Below are 19,627 nucleotides of genomic sequence, written 5' to 3'. Positions count from 1 at the left end.
TTATGGTCATAAATGAAGATGCTTTGATTTCGATTGTTGTAATAACATACAATAATTCTAACTATATAGAAGAAACATTAGAGAGTATTAAGTCTCAGACATATAATAATATAGAGTTAATAGTTAGTGATGATTGTTCAACTGATAAAACAGTGGAGATTACTGAAGAGTGGATAGATAAAAACAGAGATAGATTTGCAAATGTAAAATTAATAACTACACCTGTAAATACTGGGATATCTAAAAACTGTAATAGAGGTCTCAGGGAATGTAGTGGTAAGTGGTTGAAAGTTATTGCAGGTGATGATATACTTCTGAATAATTTTATAAAAGATAACATTGAGTTTACTTATTTAAATCCTGGTGCGTCGATCATTTTTTCAAATGTTTGCGAGATAGATGAAAATAGTAATCTAGTCAGATCTATTGTAGTAAATGAAGGGCAAGAAATGTTTGCAAATATCTCAACTGCAAAAAAACAGTTGAAATATTACTCACGTTGGCCTATATTTTTGAATACACCTACATTCTTTATTAAGAGGGATCTGTTTAAGCTTGTTGGGTATTGTGACGAGGAATTCAGGATATATGAGGATATGTCCACTCTGTTCAGAGTTCTTGAAAATGGTTATAAGATCTATCATCTTGATGAAACAACAGTTGCTTACAGAGTACATAGTAAAGCAGTTTCGAGAGATATGAAGAAAAATGGTCCAAGAGAAAAAGAAGCTCTCAGGATTTTTGAAAAATATCAAATGAAAAACCTTAATATTCTTAACCCATTTGACTTATCGATATATTATGAGAATTGGCTGAGATTTAAATACCGAGGTTTTTTTGGACTTAAAGGTGATTCAATATTGCGCAAACTAAGTTTGTATTATTGGTATATGAGACTAAATGGTGTGAAAACTTATTAATTAAAAAATCCTATGACAACAGTAAATAAACATATTATAAGTCGTCTCATCCCTATTACTATTTTTTTTCTGACGCTATATACTGCATTACCTTATGTAAAGCCGGGAATACCATTCCTTCACTCATTGGATAGCACCCCCTTAAGATGGAGTATATCTATTATGATACTTGCTGTATTCTTTTTAGCTCGATATTCTTTTTATGACAAAAGGAATGAGGATAATATGATACTAATATGGATATATCTGCTTTGGAATGCAGTATGTATAATCAGAGGTGCATTTGCAGCAGAGATGTATTGGGATTGGAAAGCATTAACAGGAAATACTATGGCTTTGATGTTACCTCTTGTGATTATTGCTGCAACAAATAAATCTATAGTTCAATCTACATTATCATTTTATATGAAATATATGTTCCCTCTTTTTCTGCTGTTTATTGCACTTTTAAGAACAGATGCATATGGTTTTTATCTGGTTCCTGTAGCATTCCTATTACTCTTTTTCCCTGCTCTTACAAAGAGAGCCAAAATACTTCTGATTGCTGCAACAGTTGTTGTTTTAGTTGCTGATCTGGGTGCCAGAAGTAATGTAATCAAATTCGGTGTTCCTCTTTTGTTTATATTATTGTACTATATTCATAAAAAGCTACCTTCTAATATTTTTGAGACTTTACGCTTAACAATGTTTATTGTTCCTGTTACTCTCTTCGTGTTAGGTGTCTCTGGTGTATTCAATGTATTTAATATGCAGGATTATATCAAAGGAGAATATAAAACAAAAGGTGTAAATAATATGGGAGAAATAGAAGAACTAGATTTTACTACAGATACAAGGACATTTATCTACGAAGAAGTGCTTGAGTCAGCAATAAACAATAATTATTGGTTTTTAGGCCGAACTCCTGCGCGTGGAAATGATTCCTTTACATTTGGCATTTATGGTTATGAATTGACAGGAAGACATGAAAGAATCCAAAATGAAGTAGGTTTAGCTAATATTTTCACCTGGACAGGTTTAGTTGGTGTAATCCTATATACCATTATTTTCTTCAGAGCAACATATCTGGCTGTAAATAGGTCAAAAAGTATTTATGCCAAATTGTTGGGTACATATGTTGCTTTCCGATGGCTATTTTCATGGGTGGAGGATATCAGTGACTTTTCCCTCAATTACTTTATGATAATGACAATGTTGGGGCTCTGCTACTCCTACTCATTCAGAAATATGACAGATATCGAAGTTGCAGTTTGGGTACGTGGCATTTTTGATGTAAGATATGTCCGTTTACAGCAATATTTAGTTGAAAAACTTAGAGTTAAGGAAAAAGAAGCTAAGGGATTGGTTAATTTATCAACGCAAGAAGAATAAAAAAATATCACTATGTCCAATATTAATGAAATAGGAAAAAAGAAGTTGTTGATTTTTCATCCTGTTCTTGCTACATACAGGATAGATCAGTTCAACATTCTTAATGAAATATTTGATCTGGAGGTGGTATTGCTTTTTGATCAGATGTGGAATTTTAATATCGATCAAAATAAAATATCAGAACAGTGTCATTTCAAGTATTCTTATTTGTTGTCGGGACCGAGGTATAAAGGCAGGCTATTTCGTTTTGGAATGTATAAAAAAATCAGGCAAGTAGATCCAGATATTATTTTAGGTTATGAGTATTCTTTTACTACTCAGTATCTATTATTGCTTAAGAAATTGGGATTGGTAAAGCAGAAGGTAGGAACTTTTGTTGATGATAGTTTGGATATATGTATAAATATACAATCTAAAATAAGGAAAATTGCAAGAGATAAATCGTTAAAGATACTAGACTTCTTAGTTGTAATGTCAAAAGAGGTGGCAGATTTCCATCACTGCAATTTTAATTTAAAAGAAAACAGCTTAATTATTTCACCAATATTACAACTTCCTGAAAGATTGAGAAAAAACAGTGATACAATAGAGAAGATTGCTCAGAACCATATTAGCAAATATAATTTGAAGGGCAAGAAAGTATTACTTTTTGTTGGGAGATTTATTCCTGAAAAAGCACTAGATATATTTCTTAAAAAGGTATCGCAGTTTATTAAAGATAAAGATGATTGCCTCTTTTTATTAATAGGAGAAGGTAGTGAACTTGAGAAAATAAAATCTATAGTAGAAGATGAGAAAATAGATAATAAAGTATTATTTCCAGGCAAATATCAATTTGATGAATTATATGCCTGGTATGCCTCTTCTTCCGGATTTGTACTTCCCAGTTTATCAGAAACTTTTGGTGCTGTTGTAAATGAAGCTTTAGTTTTTGGTCTTTCGGTATTTTGCTCAAAATACGCAGGGGCATCTTCATTAATAGACTCAAATAACGGTATAACATTCAATCCATTAGATGAAGAAGATACTTTAAAAAATCTTGAATTGTTTTACAATCAGATAGAGCCTGTGAATGAAGTGAATATAAATGAAAGACCACCTTTGATAAGCAGTTTTAGAGAAAGGATGATTAGCGAATGGGGGAAACTAGCATATGAGTAAAATTTATCAAATAATTTCGTCGATTCAGTTAGGAGGAGCAGAATTAGTTGCTTTCAATCTTGCCAGGTTTTGTGGAAAATATCTGGGAGATGGAGTTGAGTTGGAACTTATTGAAATTTATCCAACTAACAGTAGTTATGCACAGAGTAAAAAGGAGGAACTTAAATCTGATAATATAAAGGTTACAACGCTTTTTAAAGGGCAAAAACGTGTAAGTCTTATTTTTGCTCCATTAAAACTATTTATGCATATCAGAAAGGAAAAACCTGATATTATCCATTCTCATACCGACTTGCCCGATTTTGTTTTATCTGTTCTGTTAAGGATGTTCAGGTTATTAAAACTGAATTTCCCTAAAATTGTACGTACAATACACAATACACAACTTTGGCGTTCGCACCATTTATTAGGAAAAATTACTGAATCAGCACTTTTCAATGAAAGTGTGGTCTCTGTATCTTCTTACGCTATGGTTGCATATGAAGAACTCAGGAGAAAGTATAATCTTCAAATTTCAGATGATAGACAAATTATTTATAACGGCTGTCCAGTACCCGGTAAAATAGCACATCCATTTAAAATAGATAATAATAAAATTAATATAGCTTTTTGTGGTCGCTTTGAAGATTACAAAGGAATGGAAACAGTTATCTCTGCATTGAATTACATAGGAGAAAAATATCCGGATAACTTTCTATTTCACTTAATTGGAGATGGAACTTACAAAAACAAATTATTTAATCTTGCAGAAGAGAGGAGCGATTTAATATTATATAATCCGGTTCCCAATGTTTCAAATATGCTTTATGCATTTGATTTCCTATTCATGCCATCACATTTCGAAGGTCTTGGGCTAACCTCAATTGAGGCTTCTTTGGCTCATACACCTGTTATTGCGTCTTTTGCCCCTGGATTGGATGAAACTTTACCTGATAACTGGCCATTAAGATTTCATCTTAATAATGATGATGAGTTGTATTCCATTTTCGATAAGATATACAAGAGAGAATATGACATGGGAAAAATAAGAGAGATAGCCTTCGATTTTGTAATTAATAAATTTTCACTAGATAAAATGATTCAGCGTTATTCAAATTTATATTCAAGAATGCTATGAATAATAAAAAGAAAAACATACTTTTTTTGCTGCACCTGCCACCTCCGGTTCATGGATCATCTATAGTGGGAGAGACTATCAAGAATAGCATATTAATAAATAGTCAATTTCATGGAAGGTATATAAATCTGCTCTTATCCAGAAAAGTGGATGATACTGGTAAAATCAAAACTAGTAAGACATTCAGATTCATTTTATCATGGTTTCATCTGCTTGGAAAATTGATTCATCGAAGGCCTAATCTGTGCTACTTTGCTTTAACTACTACAGGAGCAGGCTTCAGAAAAGATGTGATGTTAGTATCCTTATTACGTCTGTTCAGGGTCAAGATATTGTATCATATACATAATAGAGGAATTACTCTTGAAAATAAAAAATGGTTTAATAATTTACTCTATCGTTTTGTATTTAGAAACCAGAAGGTAATACTGCTTTCAGAGAACCTATATTATGATGTAGAGAAATATGTACCGCATAAAAATGTGTTCATATGCCCTAATGGCATTAAGGATTATCAACCTACAACAGAATTACTTTCTCTGCCGGATATAAAACCTTTTAATATACTGTTTTTTTCTAATCTGATGCTTGAAAAGGGAGTATTTGTGCTTATTGATGCTTGTGCAAAATTACATGAAAAAGGCATTTATTTTCGATGTGACTTTGTTGGTGGTGAAGCAGATGTATCAAAAGAGCAGTTTTGTAAATATGTCGAACAGAGAGGTTTATCTGAGCATATTCAATATCTGGGTAAAAGATATGGAAAACTAAAGGTTATGACTTTCGAACAGGCAGATGTGTTCGTATTGCCATCTAAATGTGATTGTTTTCCTTTGGTTCTACTAGAAGCTATGCAGCATAGACTACCTATTATAACTGCTAATGTCGGAGGAATGCCCGATATGGTAGAAGATGGCTATAATGGGTATTTATTAGATAAATATGATGATGCTGATACCTTGGCGGATAGGCTTGAATATTTATTTTACAGACCTGAACTGCGAAGGCGTATGGGAATTAATGGAAGAATAAAATATGAAAGAAATTTTACAATTGAAATTTTTGAAAAGAGGTTGCTTTCTATTTTACAACAAGTTATAAATTAAAAAAAAGAAAATTATGTTAGTAGAGGTGTCAAAGGATAAGTATAGGAGACATTTTCCTATAGATTCAAACCCCTATATCTCTGAGCCTTTTATAGATTTGGTGAAGAGTAAAGCTGACAGGGTAATAAGGTTAATGAACGAAGGATGTAATTCAATAGGACTAATTGCTGGTATAAAAGATAATGTAATTCGTGCTCCTTTTTCAGCTCCATTTGCAGGATTTCATTATACACATGAGCATCTTTTGTATAATGAGGTGGAAAATTTTGTGTCGAATCTAAAAACATATGTTACTGACAATAATCTGGATGGATTAATAATTACTCTTCCTCCTGATCTATATCAGACTAATATGAATGCAAAATTTATTAATGCCTTTTACAGACTGGGTTATAATATGTCAACTCCTGAAATAATTAATTGGATTGATTTAAAGAAGTTTGATGGTACCTGGGTGAAAAACACAGTATTACAGAACTATAATAAAGCTATCAATAATAATCTCACTTTCCATGTAGTTTCAGATGAGCAATCTATAAACTATGTATATGATATAATTTTTAGAAACAGAGAAATACAGGGCAGAAAAATTCATATGAGCTTGGAAGACATTATTAAAGTGAAGTCAGTTATTCCTGTTGATTTTTTTCTGGTTAAAGATATATATGGCAGGAAAAAGGGAGCGGGAGTATTTTATCGTGGACACGATAAAATAGCTCAGGGAATATTTGTTGGCGATGATATGGAAAACAGGTCATTAGGAATAATGGACCTTTTATATTCAAAGATATATAATTTCTATAAGGAGCTTGACTATGATGTTATTGATTTGGGTACTTCAGGTGTTGAGGGTGAGCCAAATGTTGGATTAATTAGGTTTAAAGAGATACATAATTGTGCTGCTTCATTAAAATTCACATTTTCATGGAGTTCTGATAAGAACTAGAAGTGCAACAATATAATAATAAAGAGTATAAAACATAATACTAATAGAATATGCTAAGTAACTTCGAATTATATAATGGTCCTCTTATTGAGCTTGACTCTTCCAAAAAGTTGATAAATACACTCAATGCTCATTCCTATAATACGCTTAAAAAAGATGTTTTTTTTCGCGAAGCTATATATGCCAGCGATATGTTGTTGCCTGATGGCATTAGTGTTGTTTTAGCAATGCGTATATTAAAAGGAGAAAAATTGAAAAAAATTGCAGGTGCAGATCTTTTTCACTACGAGATGCAAAGATTAAATAGTATTAATGGAAAGTGTTTCTTTCTTGGCAGCACACCAAAAACATTAAAACTAATAACTGAAAGAGCAAAAAGAGAGTATCCTGGTATACAGGTATATTCCTATTCTCCGCCATTTAAACCCGTTTTTAGTGAGGAGGATAATAAAGCTATGATTGATGCAGTTAATGAAGTTGAGCCGGACGTTCTTTTTGTAGGAATGACAGCACCTAAACAGGAAAAATGGTCATATCAATTTTATGATGAATTGAAAGCTGGTCACATATGCTGTATAGGTGCAGTATTTGATTTTTATGCCGGTAATATAAAAAGAGCACCTGATTGGATGATCTCAACAGGATTAGAATGGTTATACAGGCTTTTAAGTGAACCACGTCGAATGTGGCGAAGATATATTATTGGTAATAGCTTATTTGTTTATGAAATTCTTAAGGAAAAATTTCTTTCATCTAATAATCGTGAGGCTATCACGATTAGAAATTCATCTGAGATGCCTCCCGGTACTTCAATGAACTGAATGTTTAAATAGAAAAATAATTAAATATGGAACCGGACAATTCAGGAGTAAAAGTATTTTTTCTTTTCTTCGATTTATTATTATTAAATATTGCTGTACTCTTAGTGTTTTACTTTAGCCCTATGCGAGATTACCTATATGAGGAGTTACGCAATATATATATACTTCATGCTAATATCTCGGAGTTAATAGCATATTCATTGTATTCCAAGAGAAACTATTTTTTCACTGATATGTTTAGCGACAGACTTAGAATTACTACAATTCGTTTTCTGGTACTACTTTTGACACTATTTATATTGGCTGAAGTTTTTCTTCCAAAAGGTTATTACAAAGGTTCATTATTAGAATATACAACCATCTTTTATATTATGAAAGTAGTCGTATTCTATTTTATCTATACAATACAGAAATATAGGTTTAATAAAGGATATACTCATTTCAGGGTCGCAATAATTGGATTGGATAACCCTAGTCGTGTTCTGGGTAAACTTTTGGAAAACAACCCCTCATTAGGGTACAGTTTTGTGGGTTTTATATCTGATAAAGATAATGTTGAACAGCTAAAACAGGGTCGTAAAACTAAAAATAAAGCTATTGGCAAATTAAGTGAATTACGTGAATTCACTGAGAAATATAGGATTAATATGATTTTTGTTACTAATCCTAAGTATTTCACTAAAGAAAATACAAAGCAGTTGCTGGCTATATGTAACGAAACCGGTTTACGTTTAAGATATATTCTGACAAATGGATACTGGAATAAGCATGCTTTTAAAAATAAAGAGTCTTCACGTTACTTCGAAATATTTAATCCTCAGGAAATACCATTAGACAACCTTACTTTACGTATAGGAAAAAGATTATTTGATATTGTTTTTTCATTGGGTGTAATCATATTTATCTTCAGTTGGCTTTTCCCTATTATAGGTATTCTAATCAAATTAAACTCCAAAGGACCTGTTTTCTTTGTACAACAACGTACAGGTATTAATAACAAGACATTTAAGTGTTATAAATTCCGAACAATGACCGTAAATAAAGAATCCGATAGTAAACAGGCACAAGTTAATGATGCCAGAATAACTTCAATTGGAGCTTTTTTACGTAAAACAAATATAGATGAATTGCCTCAGTTTTTTAATGTGCTAATGGGGCATATGTCGGTAGTTGGACCACGTCCACATATGTTGAAACATACAGAACAATATTCAGCTCTTATTGAACATTACAAGGTTCGTCATTTTGTTAAACCTGGAATAACTGGATGGGCTCAGGTAAATGGTTACAGGGGTTTAACCGATGAGTTGTGGAAAATGGAGAAAAGGGTAGAGTTTGATATGGACTATCTCGATAAGTGGAACTTTTTTTGGGATATCAAGATAATATTCATGACTTTATTAGGTAAGAATGCATATAAAAATGCAGGATAGATCTGAATTTGAACAAATATGGGATAATAACTAATTATAATTAATCAGTACGCAAAGGTGTAATATGCCATGGATGAGAATAGTAAGATTTATGTAGCAGGTCATAAAGGATTAGTAGGCTCTGCCATTTGGAAGAGACTAAAATCAAAAGGTTATAATAATTTAGTAGGGAGGACTCACGGTGAGCTGGATTTAATGGACATCTCTGCGGTTAGAGAGTTTTTTAAAGAAGAACAGCCGAAGTATGTTATTTTAGCTGCAGCATATGTAGGTGGAATAATTGCAAATAATACTTACAGAGCCGATTTTATTTATAGAAACCTTCAAATACAGAACAATGTGATTATTGAAAGCTTTAATCATAAAGTTAAAAAACTACTGTTTTTGGGAAGTACTTGCATTTATCCTAAAGATAGCCCACAGCCGATTAGCGAGGAATGCCTTCTGACATCTTCATTAGAGTATACAAATGAACCATATGCAATTGCAAAAATCGCAGGTCTTAAGATGTGCGAGAGCTTCAATATTCAATATGGTACCAATTTTATTTCTGTAATGCCTACAAACCTGTATGGTCCAAATGATAATTTCGACTTGGAGGAGAGTCATGTAATACCTGCAATGATTCGCAAGATACACTTAGCTAAATGTTTACAGGAAAATAACTGGAGTGGTATAAAAAGAGATCTTACAAGGAGAATTTTTGACGATTTGGATGGAAAAAGTACTTTAGAAAACTCAATAAATACATTTAATAAGTATGGAATATATGCGACCTATCTAGAACTTTGGGGAACTGGAAAACCTTTTAGAGATTTTTTGTGGAGTGAAGATATGGCCGATGCCTGTATCTTTGTTATGAATAACATCGATTTCTCAGATATGGCTAAGGGAAAACAGGAAATTAGAAACTGTCATATAAATATTGGTACAGGAGAAGAGATAAGTATTAAAAATCTGGCTCATTTAATTGCAAAAGTTATAGGTTATAAAGGCAGAATAAAGTTTAACTCACAGCAGCCTGATGGTACATTGAGAAAACTGACTGATACTTCAAAATTAACCTCAATGGGATGGAAACACCAAGTAAATCTTGAAGAAGGAATATACAGACTTTATAAATGGTATTTGGAGGATCAGGGGTTAAACGGTAATGGTGATAAATAATATGTGTGCTCGCAGAATGATGCAACTTCTCTTTGGTGAGTGATAAACAATACTGTGCGGTCACTGATTTCACTTTTCAGGTTTTTTAGGAATTCTCGTTCTGTATCATTATCCAATGCTGATGTCGCTTCATCGAACAGAAGCACTTTACCTGGTCGTAATAATGATCTTGCTATTGCAATTCTTTGTGCCTGACCTTCAGATAATCCTGAACCATTTTCACCTAAAACAGTATCTAGTCCTTCAGGTAAATCAAACACGAATTCAGCAACTGCAATTTTTAAAACCCTCTTTAGTTCATCATCATCAGCACTTAAATCTCCCATAAGTAGGTTATCTCTGATTGTTCCACTGAAAAGTGAATTTCCTTGAGGAACATAAACAAAGTTAGCACGTGTACGCTCTGAAATAGTCACATCTTCATTCCCGTCTGAAATAGTTATTTTTCCGGAATCTGGTTTAATTAGTGCAAGTAATAGCCTCAATAAAGTTGTTTTACCAACACCTGTTTCTCCCATTACTGCAACCATAGTACCAGGTTTAACAATCATTGAAAAATCTGATAAAACAGGTTTTGATTCAGGTGTATACGCAAAAGTCACATTTTCAAATTTCAATGTTATTTTTCCATTAAGAACTATTTTCTCTTTTATATCTTCCAGTTTAAATCCGGTAAGATATATTAAACGTTCTACAGCTGTTTTTGCTGAAACTATCGAAGGCAATAAACGTATTAAGTCAAATAGTGGTCGTTGTATTCTGTTAACCAATTGCAGGTAAGCGGTAACTGTGCCAAAAGACACTGTCTTTTTTGCTAAACCATAAGCACTCCAAATAAATGCAGTAATATATCCACCACTAAAAGTGGAACCCATTAGAAGGTTTGCAACTACAGAAATATTTGTTCTTTTGTGAACACTTCTATGAAGTTTAGACTGAAGTTTCTCCAGTCTGTTCAACTCATTTTCCTGCCTTTCGAAAGTACGTATAATAATCTGGTTGAGCAGACTTTCCTCCATCATGGAAGTAATTAAGCTTTCGCTCTCCTTAACCTCAACAGTATACTTTCGCATTTTCGTATAATATAACCTCCCAAAAAGAGCCAGTAAAGGCATACCTATTCCAAGAATCAGTGCAAGTATTGGGTCTAAAATGAATAGTATAACCAAAGCGCCGATAAACTGAACACCGGCAGAAATTGCAAGTGGAAAGGTAGTTACTATTACGTTAATAACATCATCCGTATCTTTTATTATACGTGTAAGCATGTCTCCACTATGTAAAGTAGATAACTCCTGCCATCTTGTGTATAATAGTCGAGAAAAAACATTTAATCGTATAGAATTGGCCATTCTGACCTCTGTCATTCTTCGTAGCCTTATATCCCATAGACGCAACAGGATCTGGAAAACCACGAGCGTCACTAATATTATTGAATATTGCAGAAGGTTACCTTCTCTTTCACCTGTAGCAACATCAATTATTGTTTTCGAAAACCACACAAATGCAAGAGAAGAAGCTACTTCACTTAATCCAATGAAGGTGATCAAGCCAATTCCTGACTTAAAGCCTTTTGAAGTAACCCTGAGAAATTGAAGTGTACCTTTGATGTCATTCATCTATTAAACCTTCTTTCTTTAGTTTGTCCAACAGTTTCTGGACATCTTTTTCAGCTTTTTTTATATCTATATTATATTTTTCCACAAGATTATTTACCAACTCATCTTTAGTGAATTCAGATCCTTCAACTTTCATAATAAGGTATGCTGCAGTTTCATTTAGACTGATAACTCTTGTGTAGTCTAAAGTTGATCCACTTTCCGATATCATTATATATTCATTACCTAATTTTCGTACAGATAAATTGTCTTTCAGCTTCATAAATTTTATTTTCTAATAATAATTTAGCTCTAATTAAAATGACTCATCCGATTAAAGTAAATGTTAATCCTACTGCTTCACGATCAGGAAGGTTGTCAAGCCTATAAACCGGTATTTTATCAATAATGTCATTTACCATCGAAATAATCTGATTGCGATTCATTGTGCTGGAACGCAAAACAGAACTTGATTGATATATTGATGTAAAAGCCTTTAAACCTGAGATTTTTGAGAGTCTGTTTTCTTTACTTTGGTAAAGATGCACAAATGCATATACATCAGCAGATTCATTTATATAACAAGGAGTACTTCCACTCCAGGGTGCACCATACACTTTCACTTTTCCATCTTCCTTAATTCGAATCAAAGGTTCATCATCATTTAATAATCTGCATCCAGGCACATACTTGAGCCAAAGCCGACTGTGAGTACTTTTTCCGGTACCGCTTTTTCCCAGAAAGATAAGTGCTTTACCATCTTTCTCTATGACTGAACCATGTATTTTTAAGGTACTTTTGTATGCTGATAAAATACCAAATGCTGCCCTGATAAAGTAGGCGAGAAACTGACTCTCATATTTATTTTGTAGTGTAAGATCACTAATCACAGTTTTTCTGTCGGTTAAAATTTGAAAGCTATGCTCTTTGTCCTTAATATTTCCAGAATCATCTACTTTCATATTAACGGTTATAACATCATTAGTCTGGTACACTCTAAAGTTTATACCTTCCATAAATAACTCTTCAGCAGGCGTTGTCTCGGGAACTAAAATATTCTGATTCCCTCTGAAATGAAAAAGCAAATCGTTACTTTCAGATTTTTCAGCAAAAAAATCATTATATGAAGGCAATAATTTTATTGTAGCCTCCCGATCTTTTGTCTCAATTAAGATATTGTGGCCTGCAATTGTATATAAAAGCGAATCATTCATTCAGCAAAAATAGTATTTTTTATTAATTTGATCTATATTACAAAATATATGTACATTTTTGGAAAAACAAATAGAAAATAATGCTTCATTAACAAGGTTAACAAAAAATAACATAGATTTGAAACTTAGTTATAATAAAATTAACTACTATTGCATTGGTAATTAAGGACGTAGAAATGTAAAAAATAAGACAGTTTCTTGTAAATTGCTAGTTGTTTATTAATCAATCGCTTAGTTGTTAAGTGTATACTTATAACTCAGTTTTTGAGAGTTTAAAGAAATTTATTGAAAATCTATATTTAGTAGAAAAAATTTATGTTTTAACTAAACATAAATGCTAATAATGTGTTTAACATTACAGAATAATTAAGGTGAAAATAATATTAAAAAAAGTAGAAATGACATGAAAGCAAAATCAAACGTGCAAATTGAGTGTGCTGCTTCATATGAAGCACCAATGATCGAGGTTATTGATATAAGACTAGACCAGAATATTCTTCAGACTGGATCCAGTCCCGATACTCCGGGAGAAGTCTGGTAATTTCATATTTTAAAAAATAAACAAATAGTTATGAAAAAAATAATAATTAATTTATTTGCAGGTCTGATGATCCTGTTTACCGGATGTACTGAAGAAGCAGTCACTATTGAACAGCCTATAAATGAAATTAAAGGTAAAGTAATATCGGTAAAAGCCGGAATGCCCGGTGAAAATCAAAAAACACGATTAGCATTGGATCAAAACGAGTTGGATGTTATTCTCACTTGGGAAGTAAATGATGTGATATATCTCGTGTTTGATGATGGTACAAATACTATACAACAAACTTCAACAGTAACCGCTGTAAGCAATGGAGGAAGAACAGCTGAGTTCGAAATTGAAATACCTCAGGAAATAATTGATGGAGAATCGACTACATTTAATCTTTATGGTCTGTATGGAGGAGTTACTTTTTCAGAGATAGAGGGTGAAGAGGGTATAGTAGAGTTGACTACAGCTCCCTGGAGTGGAGCGTTTTTGCAGCTGGAGGAGAACGATATTGTGCTTATCAGATTCGCAGAAACTGGTATAGATAAGAATAGCCCTTCTATTTCTGTTAACTTTCAGCATGTAGGTTCTCTCTTCAAAATTTATATTGATAATACAGGTGCATTTGACTTAGAGGGTATTACAAGTGTGGAGCTTTTTTCAGATTCACCTATATATGCATACCAAAACGCAAGCGATGAAGAAGGGGCTAAATATGATCTGATATCAGGAACTTTTGTTGGAGGAACTACGTTTTCAAATGTTCTGCCTTTCAATGTAGATACTGAAGGAATTTTATATGTTGGTGATGCGCTTCAATTGTGGGGGTGGTATTCACCTTCTCAGAATGAAGAAGATATATGGCCTGCTCTTAACTTAAGAATCAATTATGGTGAAGGACAACAATTTACTACAGTGGTACCCAAACCGGCAAGGACTGCTACTACTGATATAGGCAAAGCTTATCACTTTTTTTCCAGATTCGATGCTTCACTGGATCCTGCATTAGCATTTACCAATATTGTCAATGGCATAATTCTGGATGAACGTGACGGTCAGATTTATAGTACTGTTAGAATAGGAGATCAGATATGGATGGCAGAGAATCTAAGGTATTTCCCCGGTTTTCCTGATCCAACTAGTGTAAATTTACCTGAAGATGGATCAACTACAGAACCACGCTACTATGCCTATGGTTACTATGGTCCGGAGACATTGGATATAGCAATTGCAAATTTCGTCAATTATGGAATACTTTATAACTGGCCTGCTGCAATGCAAGGAGAAGAAAGCAGTAGCTCTAACCCCAGTGGAGTTCAGGGAGTATGTCCTGATGGCTGGCATCTGCCAAGTGAGGCGGAATGGGTTCAGTTGACAGATTTTGTAAGGACCCCGGAATTAAATGATGCTGCTAATAAGCTCAAAGAGACCGGAGATACTTACTGGATTAGCCCAAGTCCCGGCACAACAAATGAGTTTGGTTTTAATGCCCGGGGTGGAGGTGCGCGTCAAGGTTCAGATGATTATTATTTTAATCTAAGAATACTTGGACACTGGCTAACATCAACAGAGGCTGATGGGGGATTGCAGTTTAGAGCTGTCTGGATGCAGCAGGATTCGCCAAGTGGTGGATTTAATCAAGGAAATAAAGATTTTGCAGGTTCAGTGCGATGTGTAAAAGATTGAAATATTATGTAGTAAACTGTTTGAAAAAAAGATCCCTTGTTCATGGGGTCTTTTTTATTATTACTACATACCTTTTTATTAACATTAAATTTATAATGATGAAAACTATAGTTATCACATATTATTGTATAAAAAAAGTTGATATTTTATTTATCAACCTCTCTATTGAGTAGCGAGAGGGGGGCATGATCCCCCGACCTCATGATTATGAATCATGCGCTCTAACCAACTGAGCTATCTCGCCAAATTTGAAGTGCAAAAGTAGTACAACTTTTTAATTTTGCCAAATCAAAACGCAACATTATTTACCTGATATTTGCTGATAATTGGATTTCAGATCATAAAACTTTTGATATTAGCATGTTGTAGATAGTGATTTTATAGTCATAAAACAACTGACAATTGCTTATAAGTAGTTTATTAACGGTATATAACTATATGTAGTTGCTATAAGCCGGTAATAAGCGGATAATATACATATGATATACAGAATACGAATGAAACCTTTATAATTGATACTTCAGTAGTTAAACTAATCTTTGTTTTTCGTTTAAATATTGTAATTTTGCGTGTTTAGAAAAGCTTGAAACTGTATTAGTTATTATAACTGTGATATATCCTGATAATTTTGAACAAAAAATAGACTTTCAGAAGATTCGTCAGCTGATTGCTGATCGATGTTTTAGTCCCCTCGGAAAAGAGAAAGTGGAAGAAATGAAATTTTCTTCCGACTTTGATGAGATATTGGAAAAACTGTTACAGACGGAAGAGTTTGTAAAGATAAAAGAGGAAGAGGATAACTTTCCTGTTGATAGTTTTTTTGATATGAGGCCGGTGTTAATAAGAATCAGGATTGAAGGTTCTTGGATAGACCAGAACGCACTTTTTGAATTGCGTCGATCTCTGCAAACAATTAACGGGATAGTGGCTTTTCTAAAGAGAGAAGACGATAAGGATCCTAAGTATCCACATTTGCTGGGACTAACAGAAGGTATTGTTACATATCCTGAAATTACTAAAAAAATTGATCAGATTCTTGATGGATTCGGTCAAATAAAAGATCACGCATCAACTCGATTATCAGAAATAAGACGTGAACTCACAACTACAATTAATGGAATTTCCAGAAGCCTTAATTCCATAATGCGAAAGGCTCAGGCAGAGGGCTTTGTTGATAAAGATGTTACACCGAGTATGCGTGATGGCCGACTTGTTATTCCTGTGAATCCATCACATAAAAGGAAAATAAAAGGAATTGTTCATGACGAATCTGCTTCAGGTAAGACAGTATTTATTGAACCTTCGGAAGTTGTAGAGGCAAATAACCGTATCAGAGAACTCGAGAGTGAGGAGAGAAGAGAGATAATTAAAATTCTTACTGAGTTTACTAATTACCTAAGAACATTTTTGCCTGAATTGCTTGAATCGTATGAATTTTTAGCTAAGATAGATTTTATACAGGCTAAAGCCTCTTTTTCACTATATATTGGAGGAATAATGCCATCTATTGAAAATTCTCAAAAAATCGATTGGGTGCAAGCCGTACATCCATTGCTTGATCTGGCACTTAAGAAGCAAAACAGGAAAATTGTTCCACTTGATATAACACTTGAAAACCAAAACAGAATACTTGTTATTTCAGGCCCAAATGCAGGTGGTAAGTCGGTATGCCTTAAAACTGTAGGTATGCTCCAGTATATGGTTCAATGTGGTCTGCTGATCCCCTTAAAAGAGAATTCAAGAGTGGGTGTCTTTGAAGATATTTTTATTGACATAGGTGATGAGCAGTCAATTGAAAATGATCTATCCACTTATAGCTCTCATCTAATGAATATGAAATTCTTCGAAAGGAGATGCAATGATAAATCGCTATTACTGATTGATGAATTTGGTAGCGGCACAGAGCCTCAAATAGGTGCAGCAATTGCTGAGGCCCTCCTTGACAGGTTTAACCGTAAAAAATCTTTTGGAATAATAACTACTCACTATCAAAACCTTAAACATTTTGCAAATGAGCATGAAGGAGTAGTTAATGGTGCCATGCTTTATGATCGTCATGAGATGAAACCACTCTTCAGACTTACAATTGGTAATCCCGGTAGTTCTTTTGCTGTTGAGATAGCCCGCAATATTGGTCTCCCTGAAGATGTAATAGCTGATGCTTCTGAAATAGTAGGAAGTGAATATATCAATATGGATAAATATCTGCAGGATATTTCAAGAGACAAAAGATATTGGGAAAGAAAGCGTGATGAGATTCGTCGTGAAAATAAGAGACTAGCAGAACTATCCTCGAAATATGAAAGTAGTTTAGAGGATATTGATAAACAGAAGAAAGAGATACTGGCTCAGGCTAAGCTACAGGCAGAACAGTTGCTTGCAGAAAGTAACGCACGTATTGAAAATACTATTAAACAGATAAAGGAAGCTGCAGCTGATAAAGAGAAAACGCGACAGATTCGTAAAGAGCTCAATAGTTTCAGAGATAAAGTGGGTGATTTTGCTGATAATAATCTTCAAGTAACTAATGGTGTACCTCTATCAAAGAGCAAGTTTGAAAAAGGTAATAAAAAAACCAATAAAACGGAGAAACGAAAAAATATATCATCTTCATCAGCAGCTATTAAACATGATAAGCTTAAACCAGGTGATAATGTTCGTTTAAAAGGCCAGACGTCTATTGGTGAAATAATGGATGTATCGGGTAGGAAAGCGACAGTAGCTTTTGGTATGATAAAATCCACAGTAGATATTGAAAAACTGGATAAAGTGAGTAACAACCAGTTGAAGAAAGAGATCAAAGCTTCTAATACAGGTGATTTTATTCATGAGAAGAGACTCAATTTCAAACAGGATATAGATGTAAGAGGTATGAGAGGTGATGAAGCATTGCAGGCAGTAATTTATTTTATTGATGATGCATTACAGTTAGGTATTTCACGAGTTCGTGTACTTCATGGCACCGGTACAGGCGCACTGCGACAGATTATCAGAGAATATCTTGGAACTGTTAATGGTGTTGCTAATTTTCAAGACGAACATGTACAATTTGGCGGTGCCGGTATAACTGTTATTGACCTGGAGTAATTTATATGTTATTCTATGACAGATTTTATTTATCTTTGTCTGCTTAATTAAAAATATTAATATATAAACCTATAATTTATTTTTTAATGGCAAAATTTTCTAAGCCTTTTTGGGTAGCAAACTTCGTAGAACTCCTTGAACGACTGGCATATTATGCCGTTTTTATAGTTATAACGCTGTACCTTTCAAATGTGTGGGGATTCAGTGATATTGAAGCTGGTTTGATAGCCGGTTTATTCTCAGCATCACTTTATTTACTTCCAGTATTTTCTGGTGCTATAGCAGATAAAATAGGCTTCCGGTCAGCAATAATATTCGCCTTTACAATGCTTACCTTGGGGTATGCGGGGTTGGGGATATTGCCCACTATGTTAGAGAATGCCGGACTGGTTGAATATGGTATGGTGACAACATACACCGGTCTTAATGAGAGTCATTTAAGATGGTCAATCATTGCTCCGCTGGTTCTTGTTGTAATAGGCGGTGCTTTCATAAAATCAGTAATTTCCGGAACCATAGCAAGAGAAACAACACCTGAGAACAGAGCACGTGGTTATTCAATCTTCTATATGATGGTGAATATTGGTGCATTTACTGGTAAAACTGTTGTTGATCCACTAAGAAGAAGCATGGGTGATCAGGGTCTCGTATATCTCAATTACTTCTCAGCTGCAATGACTCTACTGGCTCTTATTTCTGTATACTTCTTTTATAAATCTTCTAAAACAGAGGGTGAAGGAAAGAGTTTTGCGGAAGTCGGCCGTTCGTTTATGAAGGTTATGCTAAATGGAAGGTTACTTCTGCTAATTATTATAGTTAGTGGTTTCTGGATGATTCAGAGTCAGATGTATGCAACAATGCCTAAATATGTTATTAGACTGATAGGAGAAGATGCATCTCCAGGCTGGTATGCTAATGTTAACCCATTGGTGGTTTTCATATCTGTTAATTTTGTAACATCTCTGATGAAGAAATATAGTGCAATAAAATCAATGATGATAGGTATGCTGATAATACCTTTTTCTGCACTGGTAATGTCTTTAGGCACACAAGTTGGTGGAGATCACTTGCTTGGTTTGCATCCGGTGGCATTTATGATGGTTATAGGTATTGCATTTCAAGCTATAGCCGAGTGTTTCATTTCGCCACGTTACCTGGAGTTTTTTTCACTTCAGGCACCAAAAGGGGAAGAGGGCTTGTATCTTGGATTCAGCCATCTGCATTCCTTCTTTTCTTTCCTTTTTGCTTTTGGATTATCAGGATTCCTTCTTGATAAGTATTGTCCGGACCCACGTCTGTATACAGACGAAGCAGGAGTGTTAGATACACTGAGTTATGCTGCTGCTACACAACATGCACATTATATATGGTATGTTTTTGTAGGTATCGGATTGATTTCTGCAATAGCTCTGTACATTTATGGCAGAGTTACAAAGAATATCGATAGTAAAAAGGAAAATGTAATATAAGT

Annotated in this window: 16 protein-coding genes and 1 tRNA gene; 13 read left to right on the top strand and 4 right to left on the bottom strand. The window is 33.8% G+C overall.

The window, feature by feature from the left end:
- Positions 1 to 2 precede the first annotated feature (2 nt).
- From BN1354_RS04660 to BN1354_RS04620, 9 genes are all read left to right on the top strand, one after another.
- Positions 3 to 920: a glycosyltransferase gene (locus BN1354_RS04660; protein WP_053826356.1), complete on the top strand. Its 918-nt coding sequence runs from the start codon at positions 3 to 5 to the stop codon at positions 918 to 920.
- A 12-nt stretch (positions 921 to 932) separates the two neighbouring features.
- On the top strand, positions 933 to 2,291 hold the full coding sequence (locus tag BN1354_RS04655) for a hypothetical protein (protein WP_053826355.1): 1,359 nt from the start codon (positions 933 to 935) through the stop codon (positions 2,289 to 2,291).
- A gap of 12 nt (positions 2,292 to 2,303) precedes the next feature.
- Positions 2,304 to 3,452 carry a glycosyltransferase gene (locus BN1354_RS04650; protein WP_053826354.1) on the top strand — a complete coding sequence of 383 codons (1,149 nt, stop codon included), beginning with the start codon at positions 2,304 to 2,306 and terminating at the stop codon, positions 3,450 to 3,452.
- A complete protein-coding gene (locus tag BN1354_RS04645; RefSeq protein WP_053826353.1) occupies positions 3,445 to 4,569 on the top strand; it encodes a glycosyltransferase family 4 protein in 1,125 nt (374 codons plus the stop codon). Before BN1354_RS04650 ends, BN1354_RS04645 begins: the two co-directional genes overlap by 8 nt.
- Positions 4,566 to 5,675 carry a glycosyltransferase family 4 protein gene (locus BN1354_RS04640; RefSeq protein WP_053826352.1) on the top strand — a complete coding sequence of 370 codons (1,110 nt, stop codon included), beginning with the start codon at positions 4,566 to 4,568 and terminating at the stop codon, positions 5,673 to 5,675. Before BN1354_RS04645 ends, BN1354_RS04640 begins: the two co-directional genes overlap by 4 nt.
- Positions 5,676 to 5,688: 13 nt before the next feature.
- A complete protein-coding gene (locus tag BN1354_RS04635) occupies positions 5,689 to 6,621 on the top strand; it encodes a hypothetical protein (RefSeq protein ID WP_053826351.1) in 933 nt (310 codons plus the stop codon).
- A 50-nt stretch (positions 6,622 to 6,671) separates the two neighbouring features.
- Positions 6,672 to 7,442, top strand: coding sequence for a WecB/TagA/CpsF family glycosyltransferase (locus BN1354_RS04630; protein ID WP_074010708.1), 771 nt, complete (start codon positions 6,672 to 6,674; stop codon positions 7,440 to 7,442).
- Between the two features lie 26 nt (positions 7,443 to 7,468).
- Entirely contained in the window at positions 7,469 to 8,875 is a 1,407-nt protein-coding gene (locus tag BN1354_RS04625; protein WP_053826350.1) for an exopolysaccharide biosynthesis polyprenyl glycosylphosphotransferase, read from the top strand.
- A gap of 69 nt (positions 8,876 to 8,944) precedes the next feature.
- Positions 8,945 to 10,042, top strand: a complete 1,098-nt coding sequence (locus tag BN1354_RS04620) for a GDP-L-fucose synthase family protein (RefSeq protein ID WP_053826349.1) — start codon at positions 8,945 to 8,947, stop codon at positions 10,040 to 10,042.
- On the opposite strand, the gene BN1354_RS04615 is transcribed toward BN1354_RS04620, so the two are convergent.
- From BN1354_RS04615 to BN1354_RS04605, 3 genes are read right to left on the bottom strand one after another with little or no spacing between them, the layout of a single operon-like run.
- Positions 10,012 to 11,661 (bottom strand): ABC transporter ATP-binding protein, encoded by a 1,650-nt coding sequence (locus tag BN1354_RS04615; protein WP_053826348.1) that lies wholly within the window; start codon positions 11,659 to 11,661, stop codon positions 10,012 to 10,014. The two genes, BN1354_RS04620 and BN1354_RS04615, sit on opposite strands and share 31 nt — an antisense overlap.
- Positions 11,654 to 11,923, bottom strand: coding sequence for a PqqD family protein (locus BN1354_RS04610; RefSeq protein WP_053826347.1), 270 nt, complete (start codon positions 11,921 to 11,923; stop codon positions 11,654 to 11,656). Before BN1354_RS04610 ends, BN1354_RS04615 begins: the two co-directional genes overlap by 8 nt.
- 43 nt (positions 11,924 to 11,966) lie before the next feature.
- On the bottom strand, positions 11,967 to 12,854 hold the full coding sequence (locus tag BN1354_RS04605; RefSeq protein ID WP_053826346.1) for a hypothetical protein: 888 nt from the start codon (positions 12,852 to 12,854) through the stop codon (positions 11,967 to 11,969).
- A 403-nt stretch (positions 12,855 to 13,257) separates the two neighbouring features.
- Here BN1354_RS04605 and BN1354_RS11985 point away from each other — a divergent pair, with 403 nt between their 5' ends.
- A complete protein-coding gene (locus BN1354_RS11985; RefSeq protein ID WP_157360183.1) occupies positions 13,258 to 13,395 on the top strand; it encodes a hypothetical protein in 138 nt (45 codons plus the stop codon).
- A gap of 30 nt (positions 13,396 to 13,425) precedes the next feature.
- Entirely contained in the window at positions 13,426 to 15,069 is a 1,644-nt protein-coding gene (locus BN1354_RS04600; RefSeq protein ID WP_053826345.1) for an FISUMP domain-containing protein, read from the top strand.
- Positions 15,070 to 15,239: 170 nt separating this feature from the next.
- Here BN1354_RS04600 and BN1354_RS04595 read toward each other — a convergent pair.
- Positions 15,240 to 15,313, bottom strand: a tRNA-Met gene (locus BN1354_RS04595).
- Positions 15,314 to 15,678: 365 nt separating this feature from the next.
- Here BN1354_RS04595 and BN1354_RS04590 point away from each other — a divergent pair.
- Together BN1354_RS04590 and BN1354_RS04585 are read left to right on the top strand one after the other, a co-directional pair.
- Positions 15,679 to 18,156 (top strand): endonuclease MutS2, encoded by a 2,478-nt coding sequence (locus tag BN1354_RS04590; RefSeq protein WP_053826344.1) that lies wholly within the window; start codon positions 15,679 to 15,681, stop codon positions 18,154 to 18,156.
- An 86-nt stretch (positions 18,157 to 18,242) separates the two neighbouring features.
- Positions 18,243 to 19,625, top strand: coding sequence for an MFS transporter (locus BN1354_RS04585; protein WP_045089504.1), 1,383 nt, complete (start codon positions 18,243 to 18,245; stop codon positions 19,623 to 19,625).
- Positions 19,626 to 19,627 lie beyond the last annotated feature (2 nt).

Origin of the sequence: Lascolabacillus massiliensis, from assembly GCF_001282625.1 — a bacterium.
Lineage (GTDB): Bacteria > Bacteroidota > Bacteroidia > Bacteroidales > Dysgonomonadaceae > Proteiniphilum > Proteiniphilum massiliensis.
Note: the sequence above shows the minus strand (reverse complement) of the source record. Positions and strands in the feature narration are given on the sequence as shown.